This is a genomic window from Streptomyces sp. NBC_01478, from assembly GCF_036227225.1.
GTDB lineage: Bacteria > Actinomycetota > Actinomycetes > Streptomycetales > Streptomycetaceae > Streptomyces.
Map to the genome: position 1 here is coordinate 4,918,832 of NZ_CP109444.1, position 17,825 is coordinate 4,936,656.

Annotated in this window: 13 protein-coding genes; 6 read left to right on the forward strand and 7 right to left on the reverse strand. The window is 71.2% G+C overall.

The window, feature by feature from the left end; translation table 11 throughout:
- Positions 1-279 precede the first annotated feature (279 nt).
- Together OG223_RS22015 and OG223_RS22020 are read right to left on the reverse strand one after the other, a co-directional pair.
- A complete protein-coding gene (locus OG223_RS22015) occupies positions 280-2,853 on the reverse strand; it encodes an ABC transporter permease (RefSeq protein ID WP_329251229.1) in 2,574 nt (857 codons plus the stop codon).
- On the reverse strand, positions 2,850-3,638 hold the full coding sequence (locus OG223_RS22020) for an ABC transporter ATP-binding protein (protein WP_329251232.1): 789 nt from the start codon (positions 3,636-3,638) through the stop codon (positions 2,850-2,852). Before OG223_RS22020 ends, OG223_RS22015 begins: the two co-directional genes overlap by 4 nt.
- A gap of 380 nt (positions 3,639-4,018) precedes the next feature.
- Between OG223_RS22020 and OG223_RS22025 the strand changes: the two genes are divergently transcribed.
- Positions 4,019-5,569 carry an MFS transporter gene (locus OG223_RS22025; protein ID WP_443073732.1) on the forward strand — a complete coding sequence of 517 codons (1,551 nt, stop codon included), beginning with the start codon at positions 4,019-4,021 and terminating at the stop codon, positions 5,567-5,569.
- A 12-nt stretch (positions 5,570-5,581) separates the two neighbouring features.
- On the opposite strand, the gene OG223_RS22030 is transcribed toward OG223_RS22025, so the two are convergent.
- The 3 genes from OG223_RS22030 to OG223_RS22040 are packed head-to-tail and all read right to left on the reverse strand — an operon-like array spanning position 5,582 to position 8,121.
- Complete coding sequence (locus OG223_RS22030) at positions 5,582-6,742, reverse strand: oxygenase MpaB family protein (RefSeq protein ID WP_329251235.1); 1,161 nt, start codon at positions 6,740-6,742, stop codon at positions 5,582-5,584.
- Between the two features lie 31 nt (positions 6,743-6,773).
- On the reverse strand, positions 6,774-7,829 hold the full coding sequence (locus OG223_RS22035; RefSeq protein WP_329251238.1) for a polyprenyl synthetase family protein: 1,056 nt from the start codon (positions 7,827-7,829) through the stop codon (positions 6,774-6,776).
- Complete coding sequence (locus OG223_RS22040; RefSeq protein ID WP_329251240.1) at positions 7,819-8,121, reverse strand: polyprenyl synthetase; 303 nt, start codon at positions 8,119-8,121, stop codon at positions 7,819-7,821. The genes OG223_RS22035 and OG223_RS22040 overlap by 11 nt, the downstream gene beginning before the upstream one ends.
- A 339-nt stretch (positions 8,122-8,460) precedes the next feature.
- Between OG223_RS22040 and OG223_RS22045 the strand changes: the two genes are divergently transcribed.
- The 5 genes from OG223_RS22045 to OG223_RS22065 all read left to right on the forward strand — a co-directional run bounded on the left by OG223_RS22045 (position 8,461) and on the right by OG223_RS22065 (position 13,856).
- The gene (locus OG223_RS22045) at positions 8,461-8,943 is read left to right on the forward strand and encodes a DUF485 domain-containing protein (protein WP_329251243.1); all 483 of its coding nucleotides are present in this window, start codon (positions 8,461-8,463) and stop codon (positions 8,941-8,943) included.
- On the forward strand, positions 8,940-10,634 hold the full coding sequence (locus tag OG223_RS22050) for a sodium/solute symporter (RefSeq protein WP_329251245.1): 1,695 nt from the start codon (positions 8,940-8,942) through the stop codon (positions 10,632-10,634). Before OG223_RS22045 ends, OG223_RS22050 begins: the two co-directional genes overlap by 4 nt.
- A gap of 125 nt (positions 10,635-10,759) precedes the next feature.
- Entirely contained in the window at positions 10,760-12,469 is a 1,710-nt protein-coding gene (locus OG223_RS22055) for a PHP domain-containing protein (RefSeq protein WP_329251248.1), read from the forward strand.
- The gene (locus OG223_RS22060; RefSeq protein ID WP_329251250.1) at positions 12,466-13,089 is read left to right on the forward strand and encodes a hypothetical protein; all 624 of its coding nucleotides are present in this window, start codon (positions 12,466-12,468) and stop codon (positions 13,087-13,089) included. Before OG223_RS22055 ends, OG223_RS22060 begins: the two co-directional genes overlap by 4 nt.
- Before the next feature lie 221 nt (positions 13,090-13,310).
- Positions 13,311-13,856, forward strand: coding sequence for a hypothetical protein (locus OG223_RS22065; protein WP_329251253.1), 546 nt, complete (start codon positions 13,311-13,313; stop codon positions 13,854-13,856).
- Between the two features lie 24 nt (positions 13,857-13,880).
- Here OG223_RS22065 and OG223_RS22070 read toward each other — a convergent pair whose 3' ends face one another.
- The gene (locus OG223_RS22070; protein WP_329251256.1) at positions 13,881-14,768 is read right to left on the reverse strand and encodes a cellulose-binding protein; all 888 of its coding nucleotides are present in this window, start codon (positions 14,766-14,768) and stop codon (positions 13,881-13,883) included.
- 208 nt (positions 14,769-14,976) lie between these two features.
- Entirely contained in the window at positions 14,977-17,820 is a 2,844-nt protein-coding gene (locus OG223_RS22075; RefSeq protein WP_329251258.1) for an SUKH-4 family immunity protein, read from the reverse strand.
- Between the last annotated feature and the right edge of the window lie 5 nt (positions 17,821-17,825).

Here is a 17,825-nt window from a genome sequence, read left to right on the forward strand (position 1 = left end):
AAGGGCCCGACGCGAAGGGTGGGCCGGGGGTCTCCAGCGTACGTCGGTGCGCCGACTGACGCCGGGGCTGTGGATAACCCTGCTTTCCCGGCACCCTGCGCCGGTGTTGACGTACCAGGGGGCTCCGCCCCCTGGACCCCCGGGCCTATGCCCGCCCAGCCACCCGTTTACCGGCAACAAAGAAGTCACCCATCAAGACAACAAACAGACCCGGCGCCAAGAAGTCCCCCGTGACTTCTCGGCGCCAGGTCTGCCCCCGTTGGACAGTGGCTCTGTGGGCTACTCCGTGGCGATCGCGTTCAGGACGTTCATCCGCCCCGCCCGGAACGCCGGGATCAGAGCCGCGAACAGCCCCACGAACGCCGACCCCACGAAGACCGCGATGATCGTCCCCCAGGGAATCTCCAGGACCTTCAGCCCCTCCAGCGCGAGGAGCTGCTGAGCAGTGGCCCCCCAGCCCATCCCCAGGCCCAGGCCGAGCAGCGCTCCGAAGAGGGCGATCACGACCGACTCCATGCGGATCATCCGGCGGAGCTGCCGGCGGGACATGCCGATCGCTCGCATGAGGCCGATCTCGCGGGTCCGCTCGACGACCGACAGGGCCAGCGTGTTCACCACGCCCAGGACCGCCACGATGATCGCGAGGGCGAGAAGGCCGTAGACCATGTTCAGGAGCTTGCCGATCTGGTCCTTCAGTTCCTGCTTGTAGTCGGTCTGGTCGCGCACCTGGTACTGCGGGTAGGGCTCCATGGCCTTCTTCAGGGCCGCGTACGCCTGCTTCTCCTGGCCGTCCTTGGCCTTGGCGAACATGATCTCGTTGGGCGGGATCTTGTCGGCCGGCAGGTACTTCTGCATCGTCGCGATGCTGGTGTAGCGCGCGCCCTTGTCGATGGCGACGTCGTCGTCCGTGATGGCCGTGACCTTGAGCTTCGCCGTCGAGCCGCCCTTGAAGGCGACGCCGATCGTGTCGCCGAGGTGGACGCCGTGCTCCGTGGCGTAGTCGGAGCCGACCGACATCGCGTTGGTGCCGTAGGCGGCGGACAGTTCGCCGGCCGTGGTGGCGCGGCGCAGGTCCTGGGCGTAGGACGGGTCGGCGGCGGTGATGCCGTCGGTGTCCTTCTGGCCGTCCGGTGAGGTCAGCGTGGCGTCGAGGTCCTTGTAGCGGGTGACGTGGACGAGGTCCGGCGACTGTTCCATCGCCTTCTCCGCCTGCGGCACGATCCGCTGGTTGCCCTGGACGATGAAGTCGGCACCCACGGACTTGTCGAGTTCACTCGTGGCCGAGGCCACCATCGACGATCCGACGACCGACAGGCAGGCGACCAGCGCGAGGCCGATCATCAGGGCCGCACCCGTGGCACCCGTACGCCTCGGGTTGCGGAGCGCGTTGCGTTCCGCCAGGCGCCCCACCGGTCCGAAGGCCCTCAGCAGGACCACGCTGATGACCCGTACGACCCCGTTGGCCAGCAGCGGGCCGATGATCACGAAGCCGATCAGCGAGAGCACGACACCCGCGCCCAGGACCAGCGAACCGTCCGCCGCCTTCTTCGCGGTCGCCGCCGCGAACAGGGCGGCAGCGCCCGCTCCCGTCAGCACCAGGCCGATCAGACCCCGTACCCAGCCGGCCTTGCCGTCGGCCGGTGTGCCGGCGTCGCGCAGCGCGGCCATCGGGGAGACCTTGCCGGCCCGGCGGGCCGGGAGGTAGGCGGCGAGGATGGTGACGATCACGCCGAGGAGCAGGCCGAGCACCGGAGTCGTCCACTTCACGGTCAGGTCCCGGGTCGACAGGTCCATGCCCGCCGCGCTCATCAGCTTCATCAGGCCTACGGCGATCCCGACACCGGCGCCGACACCGAGGATCGAGCCGACAATCCCGAGGAGGGTCGCCTCGACCAGCACCGAGCGGTTGACCTGGCCACGGGACGAGCCCACCGCCCGCATCAGGCCGATCTCGCGGGTCCGCTGGGCGACCAGCATCGAGAAGGTGTTGATGATCAGGAAGATGCCCACCAGGAACGCGATCCCGGCGAAGCCGAGCATGGCGTACTTGATGACGTCCATGAACTGGCCGACGCCCTGGCGGTTCTCGTCGGCGTTCTCCTTGGCCGTCTGGATCTTGTACGTCCCGGTCGGCGCGAGGGTCTGTGCCACGTTCTGCTTGAGCCGAGCGTCCGTCACACCGCTCGCGGCGGTGACCCCGAGCTGGGTGAACCGGCCGGTGGCGCCCAGGAGTTCGCGCTGCGCGGTGGCGGTGTCGAAGTAGACGACGGCCGCACCGGGGTTGGTCACCTTGAAGGTGGCGATACCGACGATCCTCGCGGTGAAGTCACCGGTCTGCGAGATGGTGCGCAGCGAGTCGCCCATCTTGAGGTGGTGCTTGTCGGCGGTGTCGGCGTCGACCATGGTCTCGGTCGGGCCGCGCGGGGCGTGTCCGGAGGTGACCTCCATCGAACGCAGGTCGTTCTTCGTCCAGTTGCCCGCGATGGTGGGCGCGCCGGTCGAGGACCCCATGTTCTTGTTGGCGCTGTTCACGACGGTCACGTTCATCGAACTGACGGCGCCCTCAACGGACTTGACGCCCTGGGCCTTCGCCACCTGCGCGACCGTGGAGGCCGGCAGCGACTCGGGCAGTCCGTTCTGCGGGGTGCTGCCGTCGGCCTTGGCCGCCTTCGGCAGGACCGTCACGTCGGACGCGGTGGCCGCGAAGAGCTTGTCGAACGTCGTGTTCATCGTGTCGGTGAACACCAGCGTGCCGCACACGAACGCCACCGACAGCAGCACGGCTATCGCCGAGAGCGCCATCCGCCCTTTGTGCGCGAAGAAGTTGCGCATCGAGGTCTTCATGACAGTCATGACGTACGCCCCCGCGCGTCGAAGTCCTTCATGCGGTCGAGGACGGCGTCCGCGGTCGGCTTGAACATCTCGTCGACGATCCGGCCGTCCGCGAGATACAGGACACGGTCCGCGTACGAGGCGGCCACCGGGTCGTGGGTGACGATCACGATGGTCTGCCCGAGGTCGTCGACGGACCGGCGCAGGAAGCCCAACACCTCTGCTCCCGCACGGGAGTCGAGGTTTCCGGTCGGCTCGTCACCGAAGATGATCTCGGGGCGGGCCGCCAACGCCCTTGCCACGGCGACGCGTTGCTGCTGACCGCCGGAGAGCTGGTTGGGCCGGTGCTTCAGCCGGCTGGAGAGCCCGACCGTCTCCACGACCTGCGCCAGCCACCCCCTGTCCGGCTTGCGGCCGGCTACGTCCATGGGGAGGGTGATGTTCTCGAGCGCGTTCAGCGTCGGCAGCAGGTTGTACGCCTGAAAGATGAACCCGATCCGGTCCCGGCGCAGTTGGGTGAGCTTCTTGTCCTTGAGACCGGTGATCTCGGTCTCGTCCAGGTAGATCTGCCCGGAGGTCACGGTGTCGAGCCCGGCGAGGCAGTGCATGAGCGTGGACTTGCCGGACCCCGAGGGGCCCATGATCGCGGTGAACTGGCCGCGGGCGATGTCCACGTCGACATGGTCGAGGGCGACGACGCGGGTCTCCCCGGCCCCGTACGCCTTGACGACCTGCCGCGCTCGCGCGGCAACGGCCGTACGCCCTCCAGTGCCCCCGTGCCTGGGAATGGTCACAGCCGATGTCACGGTATGTCTCCTAAGTCGGGCGGCAGACGAGCGTGCCGGTACCCGGTCGATGCGTTTCACGTGGTTACGACGATGAGTCTGGCTGCGGGAGGGGGTCCGGCGCGCTGGTGCTCAGCGCAGTCTTTCCCGGGGGAAAACCCCACCCTCCGCGGTTCGGCCTGCCGCCCCCCAGCGGCATAAAGCCAGGTTAAGGACGACCCCGGGTCCGTCTCCTCCTCCGCCGGTACGAACCGTCCCCGGGCCGCAGTGGGGAGGCACCCCTAGGGGGTCTCCACCGACGGGTGGAGCCGATCTCGGGGTTCGGTCCACCCACCGGCCCGCTCACCTTCCACCCTGCCGCTACGTGAGGCTCAAGTGGGAAGCTGGTGCGCGGCAGATAGATGCAAGGGGAAAGGAATCCTGTGGACCAGGGGGACAGGAACAGCGACAGCGACACCGGGATACGAACCGAGGCGGCCGAGCAGCCCACGCCGGCCCCTCCCGACCGGCGCCGCAAAGCCGTCGTCGCGGCCCTCATGCTCGCGATGGCGCTGGCCGCCCTCGACTCCACCATCGTCTCCACGGCCGTACCGCAGATCGTCGGCGACCTCGGCGGCTTCTCCGTCTTCTCCTGGCTGTTCTCCGGCTATCTGCTGGCGGTGACAGTCACCCTGCCCGTCTACGGCAAGCTCTCCGACACCTTCGGCCGCAAGCCGGTGCTGATCACGGGCGCGGCGGTGTTCCTCGCCGGTTCGCTGCTGTGCTCGGTGGCCTGGAGCATGGGTGCGCTGATCGCGTTCCGGGTCGTACAGGGCCTGGGCGGCGGGGCGTTGCAGGGCACGGTGCAGACGCTCGCGGCCGATCTGTACCCGCTGAAGGAGCGACCGAAGATCCAGTCGAAGCTGTCCACGGTGTGGGCCGTGTCGGCGGTCGCGGGCCCGGGGGTCGGCGGGTTGCTCGCCGCGTACGCCGGCTGGCGCTGGATCTTCCTGGTCAACCTCCCTGTCGGGGCAGTGGCGTTGTGGCTGATCGTCCGCCACCTCCACGAACCGCAACGCACCCGCACCTCTCGCCCGCGCATCGACTGGGCGGGCGCACTGGCCGTGTTCGCCTGCGGAGGCGTGCTGATCACGGCCCTGGTGCAGGGCGGGGTGGCCTGGGACTGGCTCTCGGCACCCTCAATCGCCCTCTTCGCCACGGGACTTGGCCTCGCCGGAGTGGTCGTGGCGATCGAGCGCCGGGCGGCCGAGCCCATCATCCCGGGGTGGGTGTGGCGGCGCCGTACGATCGCGGCCGTCAACTTGGCCCTGGGCGCACTGGGGTTGCTGATGGTGGCGCCGAGCGTGTTCCTGCCGACATACGCGCAGTCGGTGCTCGGTCTGGCACCCGTGGCGGCCGGATTCGTGCTGTCCGTCTGGACGTTGACCTGGCCGGTGTCGGCCGCGCTGAGCCAGCACGTGTACCGGCGGATCGGTTTCCGCAACACGGCGATGCTGGGGATCGGAACGGCGACGCTGATCCTGTTCGCGTTCCCGTTCCTGCCGTATCCGGGCTCGGCCTGGCAGCCGATGCTGCTGATGCTGTTGCTCGGCGCGGCCCTCGGGCTCTTCCAACTGCCGCTGATCGTCGGGGTGCAGTCGACGGTCGGGTGGGAGGAACGGGGCGTGACGACCGCGTCCGTCCTGTTCTGCCGCCAGACCGGCCAGACGATCGGCGCGTCCGTCTTCGGGGCGGTCGCCAACGGGGTGTTGGCGTCCCGGTTGGGCGGCGCGAGCGACCTCGACTCGGTGACGCGGGGGCTCGACGCGGGGGCGGTCCCCGAGGCGACCCGGCGGGCGATCGCGGACGCGGTGCACGCGGTGTACATCGGCGCCGGGTGCGCCGCCGCCGTCGCCTTCCTGGTGCTGCTGTTCCTGGCGCCGCGACGCTTCCCGGTCCTCAAGGAGCAGTGAGGAGCGTGCGGTTCAGGAGACGGTGGCGGCCGGCGGGATCCAACGGCGGTTGCGCGTCACCGAGTTGGTGACGCCGTAGTCCTTCTTGAGCTGTTCGGGGATGGCGTAGTGCATGACGCGTCCGCGGGTGAGGGAGGACAGTTCCAGGACGCTGGTGAGGTGGCCGAGGCGGTCCAACGCCCAGGCGCCGAGCGGGGAGTGGTCCTCGATGGTCTCCAGGACGCCGAGGAGGTGGGGCACGGCCTTGACGACGGTGTCCCACGGGGTGCGCGGCACCTGGAGCCAGTCGGCGCAGGTGTCGCCGACGAGATGGCGGATGAGGGCGGAGACGATCGGGTCGAAGAAGGTTCCGGGGACGACCTCCTCGTAGAGGTCGATGAGCTGGCGGGTCAGATGGGCGCCCTCCTCGGACGGCCCCATGTGCCGGACCATGTACAGGTCGAGGAACCGGCGTGCCTCCTCGAGGGACTTGGGGACGGCGTCCTGGTCGACGCCGAGCATGGCGCCGACCACGCGCCAGGCGTAGTAGTAGGCCTCCGCGCCCTCCGTCGACATGTGGATGCCGAGCCGGTGCAGGCTGTCCAGGACGAGCATGGAGAAGAACATCTGCCCGCCGATCATGTCCTCTTGGCAGATCGGTGTCCCCAACTCGCCGGTGTCCCAATGGTTTTCGCGGACGAGGTGGTGGCGGATGGAGGCGTGCAGGAGGCGGACCTTCTGCGCGGCGGGGAGGAAGCGGCCGCCGGCCTCGAAGGCGTCGGGCCGCATCAGGTAGACGGTGAACTGACCCGTCTCCGCCATCCGTTTGGAGGGGTACTTCAGTCCGTGGGTCGCCGACAGGAGTTTCGCCACGGTCGGGACGACGTAGCAGGCGGGCATGGAGGCGAAGGACAGGGCGGTCGAGATGTGCACGTTGTTGTCGATGAAGAACAGCCGGGCCTTCTCCATCTCGCCCCAGTCGACCCAACTCGGCGGCGCACTGGTCGCGTTGAGGTACTCCCGGGCCACGTCGGGCAGCCCGTCCGGCAGCGGGGCGCCCGCTACGGAGACGTAGCGCATGAGGGTGTTGAACTTGCCCACCTCCCCGCGGTCGAACAGGGCGGCGACGGTCGCGTCGGCGAGTTCGTCACCGGCCGCGCGCAGGCCGTCCATCGAGGTCTCGGTGTAAGTCACTGAGTGCTCCTGGGAGTTCGGGGGTCGCGGGTCAGGAGAGGCGGACGGCGGCCGAGTGCGCCAGTTCGGTCAGCGCGGCCTCGGCGGAGGCGGGGACGTTCAGGTCGTGGAGGGCGTCGAGCGCTTCCTCGACCCGGGCGGTGATCATGCCCTCGACCCGGTCGGGTGCCTTCAGCCGGCGCATGGTCTCGCGCACCGTGCGCAACCCCGCCTCGTCCAGGTCCCGTTGGCCCATCAGCGCGCGCAGCCGCTCCCGGTCCTCGGCACCGGCGGTGCGCCAGGTCTCCGCCAGCAGGGCCGTGGGACGGTGGCCGCGCACATCGTCGGCGTTGGCCTTGCCGGTGTGCTGCGGGTCGCCGAACAGGCCGAGGACGTCGTCCCGCAACTGGAAGGCCTCGCCCAGCGGCAGCCCGTACGCCGAGTAGCCCTCGCGCAGCCGGCCACCGGCCCCGGCCAGCGCGCCGCCGATCAACAGGGGCTGTTCCACGGTGTACTTGGCGGTCTTGTACCGGATCACCTTCAGCGACGCGGCGGTGTCCGGCTCGGCGCCGGTGCGCAGGATCTCCAGACACTCCCCCGCGATCAACTCCCGTGCCAGCACGGACCACAGCGGGCGGGCCCGGGCGAGATACGCGGCGGGCAGCCCGCTGGTGGCGAACAACTCCCCCGCCATGCCCATCAGCAGATCCCCCACCAGCAGGGCGAGGGACCTGGCGGCCGCGACGGCGCGCGGGCGGCGGCGTACGGCGCCGCGCAGCGCGATGTGGGCGGTGGGGCGGCCGTGCCGCAGCGGGCTGTCGTCGATGAGATCGTCGTGCACGACCGCGGCGGCGTGCACGAGTTCCATCGAGGCCGCCGCCCGCACCAGCGCGTCGCTGTCGGGCTGCCCGACCGCGCGCCAGCCCCAGTAACAGAACGCCGCCCGCAGCCTTTTGCCGTCCGTGACGGCGGCTTCCACCTGTCCGGCGACCGGGTCCAGCGCCGGGTCGATCTCCGCGAACCGCTCGGCCTCCTCGGCGACGAACCGCCGCAGCACCTGGTCGACACGGCCCTTGAAAGCGGCCGGCTCCCAGCGCTCAGACGCCATCGGCGGCGGCCTGCCGAGCGAGGGCGTGCCGGGCGAGGGTCTCCAGATGGGCCGGGGGCACGGCCGTGTACCGGTCAAGCACCAGGCGCCCGCGCGCCGCCAGACCCCGCTCGGCGTCCGCCGCCAGCTCGGCCGCGTCCGAGCGGCGCAGCAGCCCCCGCGCCACCCCCAGGGCCGAGCCCACCACCGACCCCGCCGTGCTCACCGCCAGTTCGGCCAGCCCGGCCACCAGCAGTAACGCCCGCTCGTCCAGACCCTCATGGCCCTCGTGTCGCTCCGCCGCCCGCGTCATGGCACACCTCACCCCTGGTACGTGCGGGCGACACCGATCACCCGCGCTCCTGTCAGGATCGCGACACATCGGGCACGCGGGAGGCGGAACTCACGATCGAGTGATCACCTCGCTCGACCGTGCGGACGGCGCCACCGTGTTCGCCACCGGTCCCTCAAATCACCGTCAGGACGGACAACACCCGAGGTCAGCGCCCGATGGACGCGGCAAGTGCGCACCGACCGCCCAGTTCGGAGAAAAGCGCCCACATCCCCCAACCGGCGAGTAACATGCGTGACCCGCTCCGCCCAACTCCCTGCGGTCCGCCGCCACGGACCCGAGCCACGCAAGGAGCACGGGATGTCCTACGACCCGTACCCTCCGCATGACGCATACCGCCCGGATGACGTGCGTTCGTCACCCGCCCCGTACGACCCGTACGACCACCCACCGCTTCCGACACCACCCACCGTCACCTACCCCTGGCAACCGCCCCCGCCGCCGCCCGAACGCCGCCGCCCGCCCCGCCGTCCCGCCCTCGGCAACCACAGCGATCTGCGCATCCTGCGCGGCGCGTACCGCCGTCAGCGCCGCGTGGCGACCACCGCCGCGCTCGGCTACTTCTGTCTCTTCCTCGGGCTCTCCGCGTTCGCGCCCGCGCTGATGGCGAGCACCGTCACCGGCGGTGTGCCCACCGGGCTGCTGCTCGCGCTGGTCCAACTGCCCGTCACCTGGCTGGCGACAGCGCTCTACGAGCACACGGCCCGGCGTCGCGTCGACCCCCTCGCGGACCGCTTCCGCAAGCAGGCCGAACTGGACGCCAGACGGGAGGCGGCACGATGACGGCACCGACCGCGACCGCGACGGCGACCGCACTGACCGGCCTCCGGGACTCCTCGCAGACCATGTCGCTGGTGGCGTTCTCCACCGTCGCCACGATCACGCTGCTGCTCTGCGTGCTGACGGGCCCCGACGGCGACGACCTCGACGAGTTCTACACGGGTTACGGCTCCCTCTCGCCGCTGCGCAACGGCCTTGCCATAGCCGGTGACTACATCTCCGCGGCGAGCGTGCTGGGCACGGGCGGGGTGATCGCCCTGTACGGCTACGACGGCGTGGTGCTCGCGCTGAGCACGGCCCTGTCGTTGCTGCTGCTGATGTTCCTGCTGGCCGAACCGCTGCGCAACGCGGGCCGGTTCACGATGGGCGACGCGCTCGCCCGCCGGATGCCGGGCCGGTCCGTACGGATCGTCGCGTGCGCGGTGACCATCGTCGCGCTGCTGCCGCTGATGCTGGTCCAACTCGCGGGCGCCGGACAGTTGTTGGCGTTCATCCTCGGGTTCTCCGGCGACTTCCTGCAGACCGGCTGCATCATCGGCCTGGGTGCGGTGATGATCAGCTACGCGGCGATCGGCGGCATGAAGGGCACCGCCCTCATCCAGATCCTGAAGATCGTGATGCTGCTCGGGTCCGGGGCCGTGATCGCCGTACTCCTCCTGAACCGTTTCCACTGGGACCTGGGCCTGTTCTTCGACACGGCGGCGGGGCGCAGCGGCGCCGGACCGGCCTTCCTGCACTCGGGACTTCAGTTCTCGGGCGGCCCAAGTCCCCGGCTGGACATGATCAGTTCGCAGTTGACGGTCGTGATCGGCGGTGCCTGTCTGCCGCACATCACGATGCGCATGTACACCGCGTCGAGCGCCCGGCAGGTGCGGCGGTCGATGTCGTGGGCGGTGTCGAGCGTGGCGCTGTTCGTGGTGATCGTGACGGTCGTCGGGTTCGGTGCGACGGCGCTGATCGGCCGGGCGGCGATCGCGCGGGCGGATCCGCAGGGCAACACCGCCTATCTCCTCGGCTCGCGGGCGGTGTTCGGGGCGGACGTGTCGACGACGGAGACCCTGCTCCTGACCACCGTCACCACGGCCGTCTTCCTGACCCTGCTCGCCTCGGTCGCCGGGATGATCCTCGCGTGCGCCAACTCCCTTGCCCACGACGTCTTCGCGACCCGGGTGCGGGAGACGCCGGTCCGCCGCGAGACGACACTGGCCCGCTACTCGGCACTGGCGGTGGGCGTCCCGGCGATCCTGCTCGCGACGCTGGTCCAGCACCGGGGCCTGCAACCCCTGGTGACCCTGTCGTTCTGCCTGGGCGCCTCGGCCATAGCGCCCGCCCTCGTCTACAGCCTCTTCTGGCGCCGCTACACCCGAACAGGCCTGCTCAGCACGCTCATCGGCGGCACGCTGGCCGTCCTGGTGCTGATGCCGGGCACGAACCTGGTCTCCGGCTCCCCCGCCGCCGCCTTCCCGCGGGCCGACTTCAACTGGTTCCCGTTCACCACGACGGGCCTCGTCACGGTCCCCCTCGGCTTCGCCCTCGGCTGGCTGGGCACGGTCGCCTCGGGCCGCCGCGCGGAGGAGGAACAGCGCAGGCGGTACGACGCGTTGGAGGGCTGGATCCTGGCGGGCGCGGTACGGAGAGACGGCGGCGAGACACCCGGAGAGACACCGGATGACCGACGCAAAAGCCCCGCATGACGGACGTTGTAGCCGTGCATGACTCGTTCTTTGCCACACCACCACCTCGACTCCCGTTGTTCACCGCTCCTTTCCAGACTCTGCACGTCCGAGCGTGAAGGTCCCTGCATCAGCGGGAGTTGAACATGAGCCACGGCCACAGTCACGGCGACCACGGTCACCACCACCATCACCACCACGGGGACGGGGACACCCCGTCGCTGCCGCCCGCCCTCGACACATCCGTCCCGGACGCCGAGTTGACGCCCAGCCAGCTCTCACGAAGAGGCATGCTGCGCCGAACCGGCCTGCTGGGCGCGGGACTCGCGGCGGGCAGCGTGCTCGCCGGCGCGGGGGAGGCAGCCGCGTCGGTGCAGGATCAGGCGGCCAAGTCGTCGAAGGGCAACGGTGGTTACCTGTGGCTGGCCGGTGACCACCACATCCACACCCAGTACAGCAGCGACGCGAAGTACCGGGTCATCGACCACGTACGCCAGGCGAACGCGCACGGCCTGGACTGGATGGTCATCACCGACCACGGCAGCGTCACGCACGCCAAGATCGGTGTGGAGAAGGTCAATCCGGACATCGTCGACGCCCGTGACAAGACCGACGACACCCTCGTCTTCCAGGGCCTGGAGTGGAACATCCCGGGCGCCGAGCACGGCACGGTGTTCGTGCACCCCGGCTCCAACGAGGTGGCCGTACTCAAGGAGTTCGAGAACTCCTTCGACGGCAGCGTGAAGAACGCGAGCGGCAACTCGCCCGCCAACGAGGCCCTCGCGATCGCGGGCGTCAACTTCCTCGCCGACCAGGTCCGCCGCCGCAAGGTCAAGGACGCCCTCTTCCTCGCCAACCACCCGGCGCGCAAGGGCATCGACTCCCCGCACGAGATCCGCGGCTGGCGCGACGCGCAGCCCTCGATCGCGGTCGGCATGGAGGGCGCCCCCGGCCACCAGGCGGGCGGCATCCCCAAGCCGAACGGCCCGGGCGGCGGACGCGGCATCTACGACGGCAGCCCGAGCGCCGACTCCTTCGCCGGTTACCCGCTGGAGAGTTACCGCACCTGGGGCGGCTTCGACTGGATGACCTCGACGGTCGGCGGCCTGTGGGACAGCCTCCTCGCCGAGGGCAAGCCCTGGTGGATCACCGCCAACTCCGACTCCCACAACGTCTACGCGGACACCGCCGTACGCGGCCCGGGCGGCGACTTCAACGCCAACGGCCGCTACGAGGACCCGGTCTACGGCACCGGCATCAGCCTCACCGACACCGACTTCTGGCCCGGCCAGTACTCCCGCACACACGTCGGCGCGACCTCCTTCGCGTACAAGGCGGTCATGGACGGCATCCGCGCGGGCCGCGTCTGGGTCGACCACGGCGGCCTGATCAGCGGCCTCGACGCCCGCCTGTCCTACGGCGGCCGCGAGACCACCCTCGGCGGCACGCTGCACGTACGCCGGGGCGCCCAGGTCGACCTGGTCATCAGGATCAGCCTGGCCAACGGCCCCAACTGGGCCCAGTTCCAGCCCAAGTTGGCCCGCGTCGACGTCATCCAGGGCGACGTCACCGGCCCGGTCAAGGACAAGGACACCTTCGCCACCCCGTCGACGAAGGTCGTCAAGTCCTTCGAGGTCGACAAGTCCACCGGCACGGTCCGCCTCACGTACTCCCTCGGCCACCTGGACAAGCCGGTCTACGTCCGCCTCCGCGGCACCGACGGCAACCGCTCCGCCGTAGGCATCAACGGCCCGGCGATCGACCCGGCGGGCCCCGCGATGGATGTCCTCGGCGACGCCGACCCGTGGAAGGACCTCTGGTTCTACTCCAACCCGATGTGGGTCCTGCCCGCATGACCGCTCCCCACGACCCGTCCGGCGTCCACCCCGTCATCGGGGTGGACGCCGGCACGGCGACCCTCCGCGAGGCGGACCACCTGATCCGCGACCTGACGACCACGCTCGCGCTTCCGCCGGGGACGGTGGCCTGCACCCACCTGATCCGGACGGATGCGCGGAGGGGGACGGCCGTATCGCTGGAGCTGCCTGATGGCGGGGCGGCGGAGGAGGCGTGGCGACGGCTCACGGAGACGGAACTGGGCGCGGCCCTGCACGACCGCAGACACGGCCCGTCCGAAGCCGCCGCCCTGGCCGCAGCCGAACACACCGCTCGCCGATCGGGCCGGGCGGTGCTCTACGCCGGCGTGGAACGCCTCACCGGAAGGGTCACCGTGGCCGACCTGCTGGAGACGGCGATCGACCAACTGACGGTGGTAGGCGCCCCGTTGGCCACCCCGGACCCCACCACCCCGGTCCTCACCCAGAACCACGTACGCCCGGAATGGCGCGAAGGCCGCCTGGTCCTGGCCCTGGTCCCGGCGGTGGGCAACACTCTGGCCCCGTTCGAGGTCCCCAACCCGACACCTTGCTGCGCGGATCACAGCGACCAGCCGAGGCATGCAGCCGGAAATTCATGACATGCACTCGACCGTCTGTGTACCGTAAGGATCTTCGGACGCAGACGCGAAACTGAATACGGGGGCGTACCGCCATGACGCGCGAGCCGGACGCGGCACCGTCACACCCACCGATGCCGTCGCAACCGCCACGACCCACGCTCCCGGAACCTCCGGCGCCTCCGGAACCCGGCCACGGGCCGCCGAAGTGGTCGTGGTGGGTCGTCGGCATCGTGATCCCCGTGTTCGGCCTGGTCGTCACGCTGATCACGCAGTCAGGGAACAACGGCTCACACGGCGCGCCCGTAACGTCGCCGACGACGACCCAGGAGCAGGCGGCCGCCGATCCCACAGAGACACCCACACAGACGCCGGCCGACGATGTCGTGACCACACTGTCCCCGTCGCCGTCGCCCTCGAAGACGACGAAGATCCTCAAGACAGGGGATTTCACGCTCCTCAAGGGATACAGCGCCGACCTCGAACACGGCACGGTCGGAGCGTCGGTGAAGAACCCTGACATGGCGTGGAACGGTAGCGACGAATTCTCGGCCATGAACGGCCGCGTGGCCGACACCCATGAGGGGGCGACTCCAAAGACCTGTGCGGAAGCCCTCGACAGTCCGTCGTCGACAGGGTGGATGGTCTCCGGCCTGGAAGGGACATGGTTCTGCATGCCGACCAGCGCGAACCACCTGGCGGCCGTCGAGTGGCTGGGCTCCGGAGACGGCGGGATCCGGTACCACTACATCGTCTGGGACATGACCGCTCCCTCCGGCGACGACTAGCTCAGCCGCGCACCGCGCCCCCGTTCACTCCGCCGCGGCCCGCCCCGTGAGCGCGATCAGACTGTTCCGCACATGATCCATGTGCGCCCGCACGTCGTCCCAGGTCTCCCCGTGCTCGCGCAGCACCCGCTCGGTGTCCCGGGCAACCCGCTCCTCCCGCACCCGAGCCTCCGCCACCACCTCCGCGGCCCGCTCCGCCGCCTCGTCCTGCCGCCGCCGATCCGACAACTCGGCCTCGGCAAAGGCCTGTTGAGCCTCGGCGAGCGCGGCCTCCGCACGAGCCGCCCGCGCGGCGTACTCCGCGTCCACGGCAACCACCCGCTCCTCCGCGGAGCGCTCTTCCGCGGCCCACCGCTCCGCGTGCTCCTTGGCCTGGTCCCCCAGCATCGCGGCGGTACGTTGCCGCACCTCACGCAACGCGGACAGCGCCTCCGTCCGCCCCTCCTTCACCTCGCGCCGCGCCCCGATCCGGATGTCGTCGGCCTCGGCGCGGGCGGCGAGGAGCCGCTGCCGGGCCCGCTCCTCGACCTCCGCACGGAGCGCGTCGGCGTCTTCCCGTGCCGCCTGAAGCACACCCGCGGCGCGCGCCTCCGCCTGCGCGACCATGTCCTCCGCCGCCCGCCGCGCGGACTCCCGTACGGCGGCGGCCTCTTCCTCCCCGAGCCGGAACAGCCGCTGCGCCCGCTCGCCGAGCGTCTCGTACGTCTGCGGGGCGAGCCGGGAGACGGCGTCCCGCATCCGCTCGGCCTCCGCCTCCATGTCCTTGGCCAGTACGGTCAGCCGCGCGGCCCGTTCCCAGGCAGCGTCCCGGTGTTGCGAGATCGCCGCCGCGTACGAGTCGACCTGGTCGGGGCGGTAGCCGCGCCCCCGTACTGCCACGAAGCCACGTGGCGACACCGATGCGCTGCTCATCCTGGAACCCCTCTCCACCCGACGGACACGACATGATGATTTCGCGCATATCTTGATGGATCGGGCGTAAGTGTTCATAACGCGACACTCCGCAGACAGGTCACGGGCATCACGCGAACGTGAACGACCACATGCGCACACAAAAGGGCCGGACCCGATCACTCGACCGGGTCCGGCCCTTCAGTACGCCCTGCTCAGCGGGCCGGCGTCACAACAACCCGTCCCACATCTGCTCCAGCAGCACCGACCACCAGCTCTCCGGCGACCCCAGCGCCGCCGGGTCCAGCGAGACGAGCTGCGCCTGGAAGTCGACGGTCCAGCGGCCCGCCTGCTCCTGGTTGAGCCCGTACCGCAGTCGCCACATCCGGCCGAGCAGCGCCAGACAGCGCGCGAACTCGGGCAGCCCGGTGTTCACGAACTGCGGCGGTACGGGCGCACCGCCCGGCCCCGCCTCCACGGGCACGGCGACGATGTTGGCCGTGCCGTACTGGACGCAGATCGCCTTGCCGAAGTCGCTGCCCATGACGAGGTACGAGCCCGCGTCGGCGGACGGCCGCACCCCGCGCTCCTGCGCGAGTTCGGCCAACGTCGGTACCGGGCGGCCGGGTTGGGCCTGCGCCCAGAAGAACGGGCCCATGTCCATCGGCAGCCCCGCCGCGACCAGGGTGTGCGCGACGACCGGCGGCACGCCCTGCCGGGACACGGCCGCCTGCTCGAACCGGAAGACTCCCGGCCCGAACGCGCCCGCCAGTTCCTGCGCGATCGCCTCCGGCGGGACCGGCGGCGTCGGCTGCACCGGCGGCAACGGCGCCCGCACCGGGGCGAGTCGGGCCGGCCCGTCGGCGACCTGGTGCAACTCGCCCTGGTGAGCGATCAGTTCGCGCATCCCCTGCTGCCGGCTCGCGTGATCCGTACCGTACGGCGCGATGCTGGCGATGCGGGCCTGCGGCCACTGTTCGCGGATCATCCGCGCGCAGTACGCGCCCGGCAGTTCGCAGGACTCCAACTCCGTGTGCAGTTCGAGTACTTGGTCCGGCGGGATGTTCATGCCGCGCAGCTCGTGGAAGATCTGCCACTCCGGGTGCGGCGTCCCCGGCGCGGACCGCCGGATCAACTGCTGCTCGGAACCGTCCGGCGCGCGGTAGCGCAACACGGCCTGATACCCCGGTCCGACGGTCGGCTGCCCCTGCGGCGGATAGCCGTAGGCAGGCTGCTGCTGCCCGGGGAAGGGCTGCCCCGGCATGGGGCGACCGGGCATCTGCTGCCCCGGGGGCGGCATGGCACCGGGAGGCATGGCTCCGGGAGGTACCGCGCCCTGTGGCGGGGCCCCCGACGGCATACCCGGGCTGCCCAACGCACCGGGCGCGCCCGGGAATTGCGGCGGCGGAGGCACGCCGGGCCCACCCACCGGGGGCCCGGCCAACACGGTCTCGGCGTGATGCACGGCACCGGGAGCACCGGGCGCGCCGGGCATCCCCGGGGCACCCGGCGGCTGAGGCGCACCGGGAGAGCCGGGGGCACCAGGGACACCCGGCGGCTGCGGAGCCCTCGGCCCCGCGGACGCGGGCCCGCCCCCCTGCCCGGGATCGGCAAACATCGTCGCGGCATGGTGCACCCCACCCGGAGGCGTACCCCCAGGGGTGTTCGGTGCACCGGGCCCACCCGGCGGCGTACCGGGCGGCTGCGGCGCACCGGGCCCGTCCGGACCGAGCCCCGAGACCATCTGCGTGGCCACGTACCCCCCGCCCGGCGGCGGAGGAGGAGGAGGCGGCGGCGAGCCAGCCGCACCGCCCGGCCGCGCACCCGGCGTCCCCGGCGCACCCGGCGGAGGCGGCGTCCTCGAACCACCGCCCCGGCGCGGCGGAGGCGCCGCCTTGCTGGTGGCGGCGTCGGCGATGTCCCCGGCATTGGGCGCGAGCGCCCGCCCCGGCACACCGGGAGGCTGAGGCACGTTACCGGCACCGCCGGGCTCCTGCGGATACCCGTAGGCGGACGCCCCCGGCGAAGGCGCACCCTGCGGACCACCGGGAGCCGGCGCGGCACCCGGAGCGCCCGGTCCTTGGGGATACCCGTACGACGACGAACCCGGCGCCCCAGGCTGCCCCTGCCCCTGCCCCTGCGGATACCCGTACGACGAAGGCGTGTTGCCCTGAGGCGCACCCGACCGCCCGCCCGGGCCCTGCGAACCCGGCGAACCCGGCGAACCCGGCGAACCCCCGCCCCCACTCCCCGAGTTGGACTCGCCCATCGCCGGAGACACGGCCGTACGCGGGAGTTGGCTGCCGCCGGACATCAGGGCGGTCTGGGCGTCGGCCGGGGTGGTGTCCTCGGGCTCGCTCAGCGGTGGCGCGAAGACGGTAGCGGGCAGCGGTACCGAACGGTCCTCGCCGGCATCCGCGTTGGTGTCGGTCCCCGCCCAGGGGGTGGCCCCGGCCGGCACGGGGGGCGAGTCCGGCGCCCCGGACCCCCCGGCGTCCGGCCAAGCCGAAGCGGCCGGCACCCCGGCCTGCGTCTCCGGAAGCGACCTCCGCGCCGAACCCGAACCCGGAACCGGTCCCGGCACCGAAGCCGAGCCCGAAGCCCCAACTCCCGCCCCCGCGGCCGGAGTCGAAGCCGGTGCCCCACCCCCCGTCCCCGCGGCCGGAGTCGAGGCGGACTCCCCCCGCCGGTCCGGGATCCCCAGCTTGTCCGCCGCCTCCTGCAACCACTCCGGCGGACTCAGCAGGAACGAGGTCTGATTGAGGTCCACGCGGGCAGGCGCGGCCGCCGGCACCGCGTCGGCGACCTCGTCGGGGCGGCCGTACTCCTCCTCGTAGCGGCGGATGACCTCACCCACCGGCAGCGAGGGCCACAGCGTGGCCTCGCCACTGTCACGGGCGAGCACCAGCCGCTGGGCGCCGCCGTCCGAACGCGGCCCCTCGGCCCGGTCCTCGGCCCAGATCACGAAGCCGAGTTCGAACTCCCGCACCCGCACCTCGCGATGCTGGTACGACGGCACATCGCCGTTGATCCACTCCTCGGCGCGCTCCTGCGCCTGCGCGAAGGTCACCATCGGTC

Excerpts from the sequence above, each read along its gene's own strand:
- OG223_RS22015 (WP_329251229.1), bottom strand. The coding sequence starts at position 2,853 with ATGACTGTCATGAAGACCTCGATGCGCAACTTCTTCGCGCACAAAGGG.
- OG223_RS22025 (WP_443073732.1), top strand. The coding sequence starts at position 4,019 with ATGCAAGGGGAAAGGAATCCTGTGGACCAGGGGGACAGGAACAGCGAC.
- OG223_RS22035 (WP_329251238.1), bottom strand. The coding sequence starts at position 7,829 with ATGGCGTCTGAGCGCTGGGAGCCGGCCGCTTTCAAGGGCCGTGTCGAC.
- OG223_RS22040 (WP_329251240.1), bottom strand. The coding sequence starts at position 8,121 with ATGACGCGGGCGGCGGAGCGACACGAGGGCCATGAGGGTCTGGACGAG.
- OG223_RS22045 (WP_329251243.1), top strand. The coding sequence starts at position 8,461 with ATGTCCTACGACCCGTACCCTCCGCATGACGCATACCGCCCGGATGAC.
- OG223_RS22050 (WP_329251245.1), top strand. The coding sequence starts at position 8,940 with ATGACGGCACCGACCGCGACCGCGACGGCGACCGCACTGACCGGCCTC.
- OG223_RS22055 (WP_329251248.1), top strand. The coding sequence starts at position 10,760 with ATGAGCCACGGCCACAGTCACGGCGACCACGGTCACCACCACCATCAC.
- OG223_RS22060 (WP_329251250.1), top strand. The coding sequence starts at position 12,466 with ATGACCGCTCCCCACGACCCGTCCGGCGTCCACCCCGTCATCGGGGTG.
- OG223_RS22070 (WP_329251256.1), bottom strand. The coding sequence starts at position 14,768 with ATGAGCAGCGCATCGGTGTCGCCACGTGGCTTCGTGGCAGTACGGGGG.
- OG223_RS22075 (WP_329251258.1), bottom strand. The coding sequence starts at position 17,820 with ATGGTGACCTTCGCGCAGGCGCAGGAGCGCGCCGAGGAGTGGATCAAC.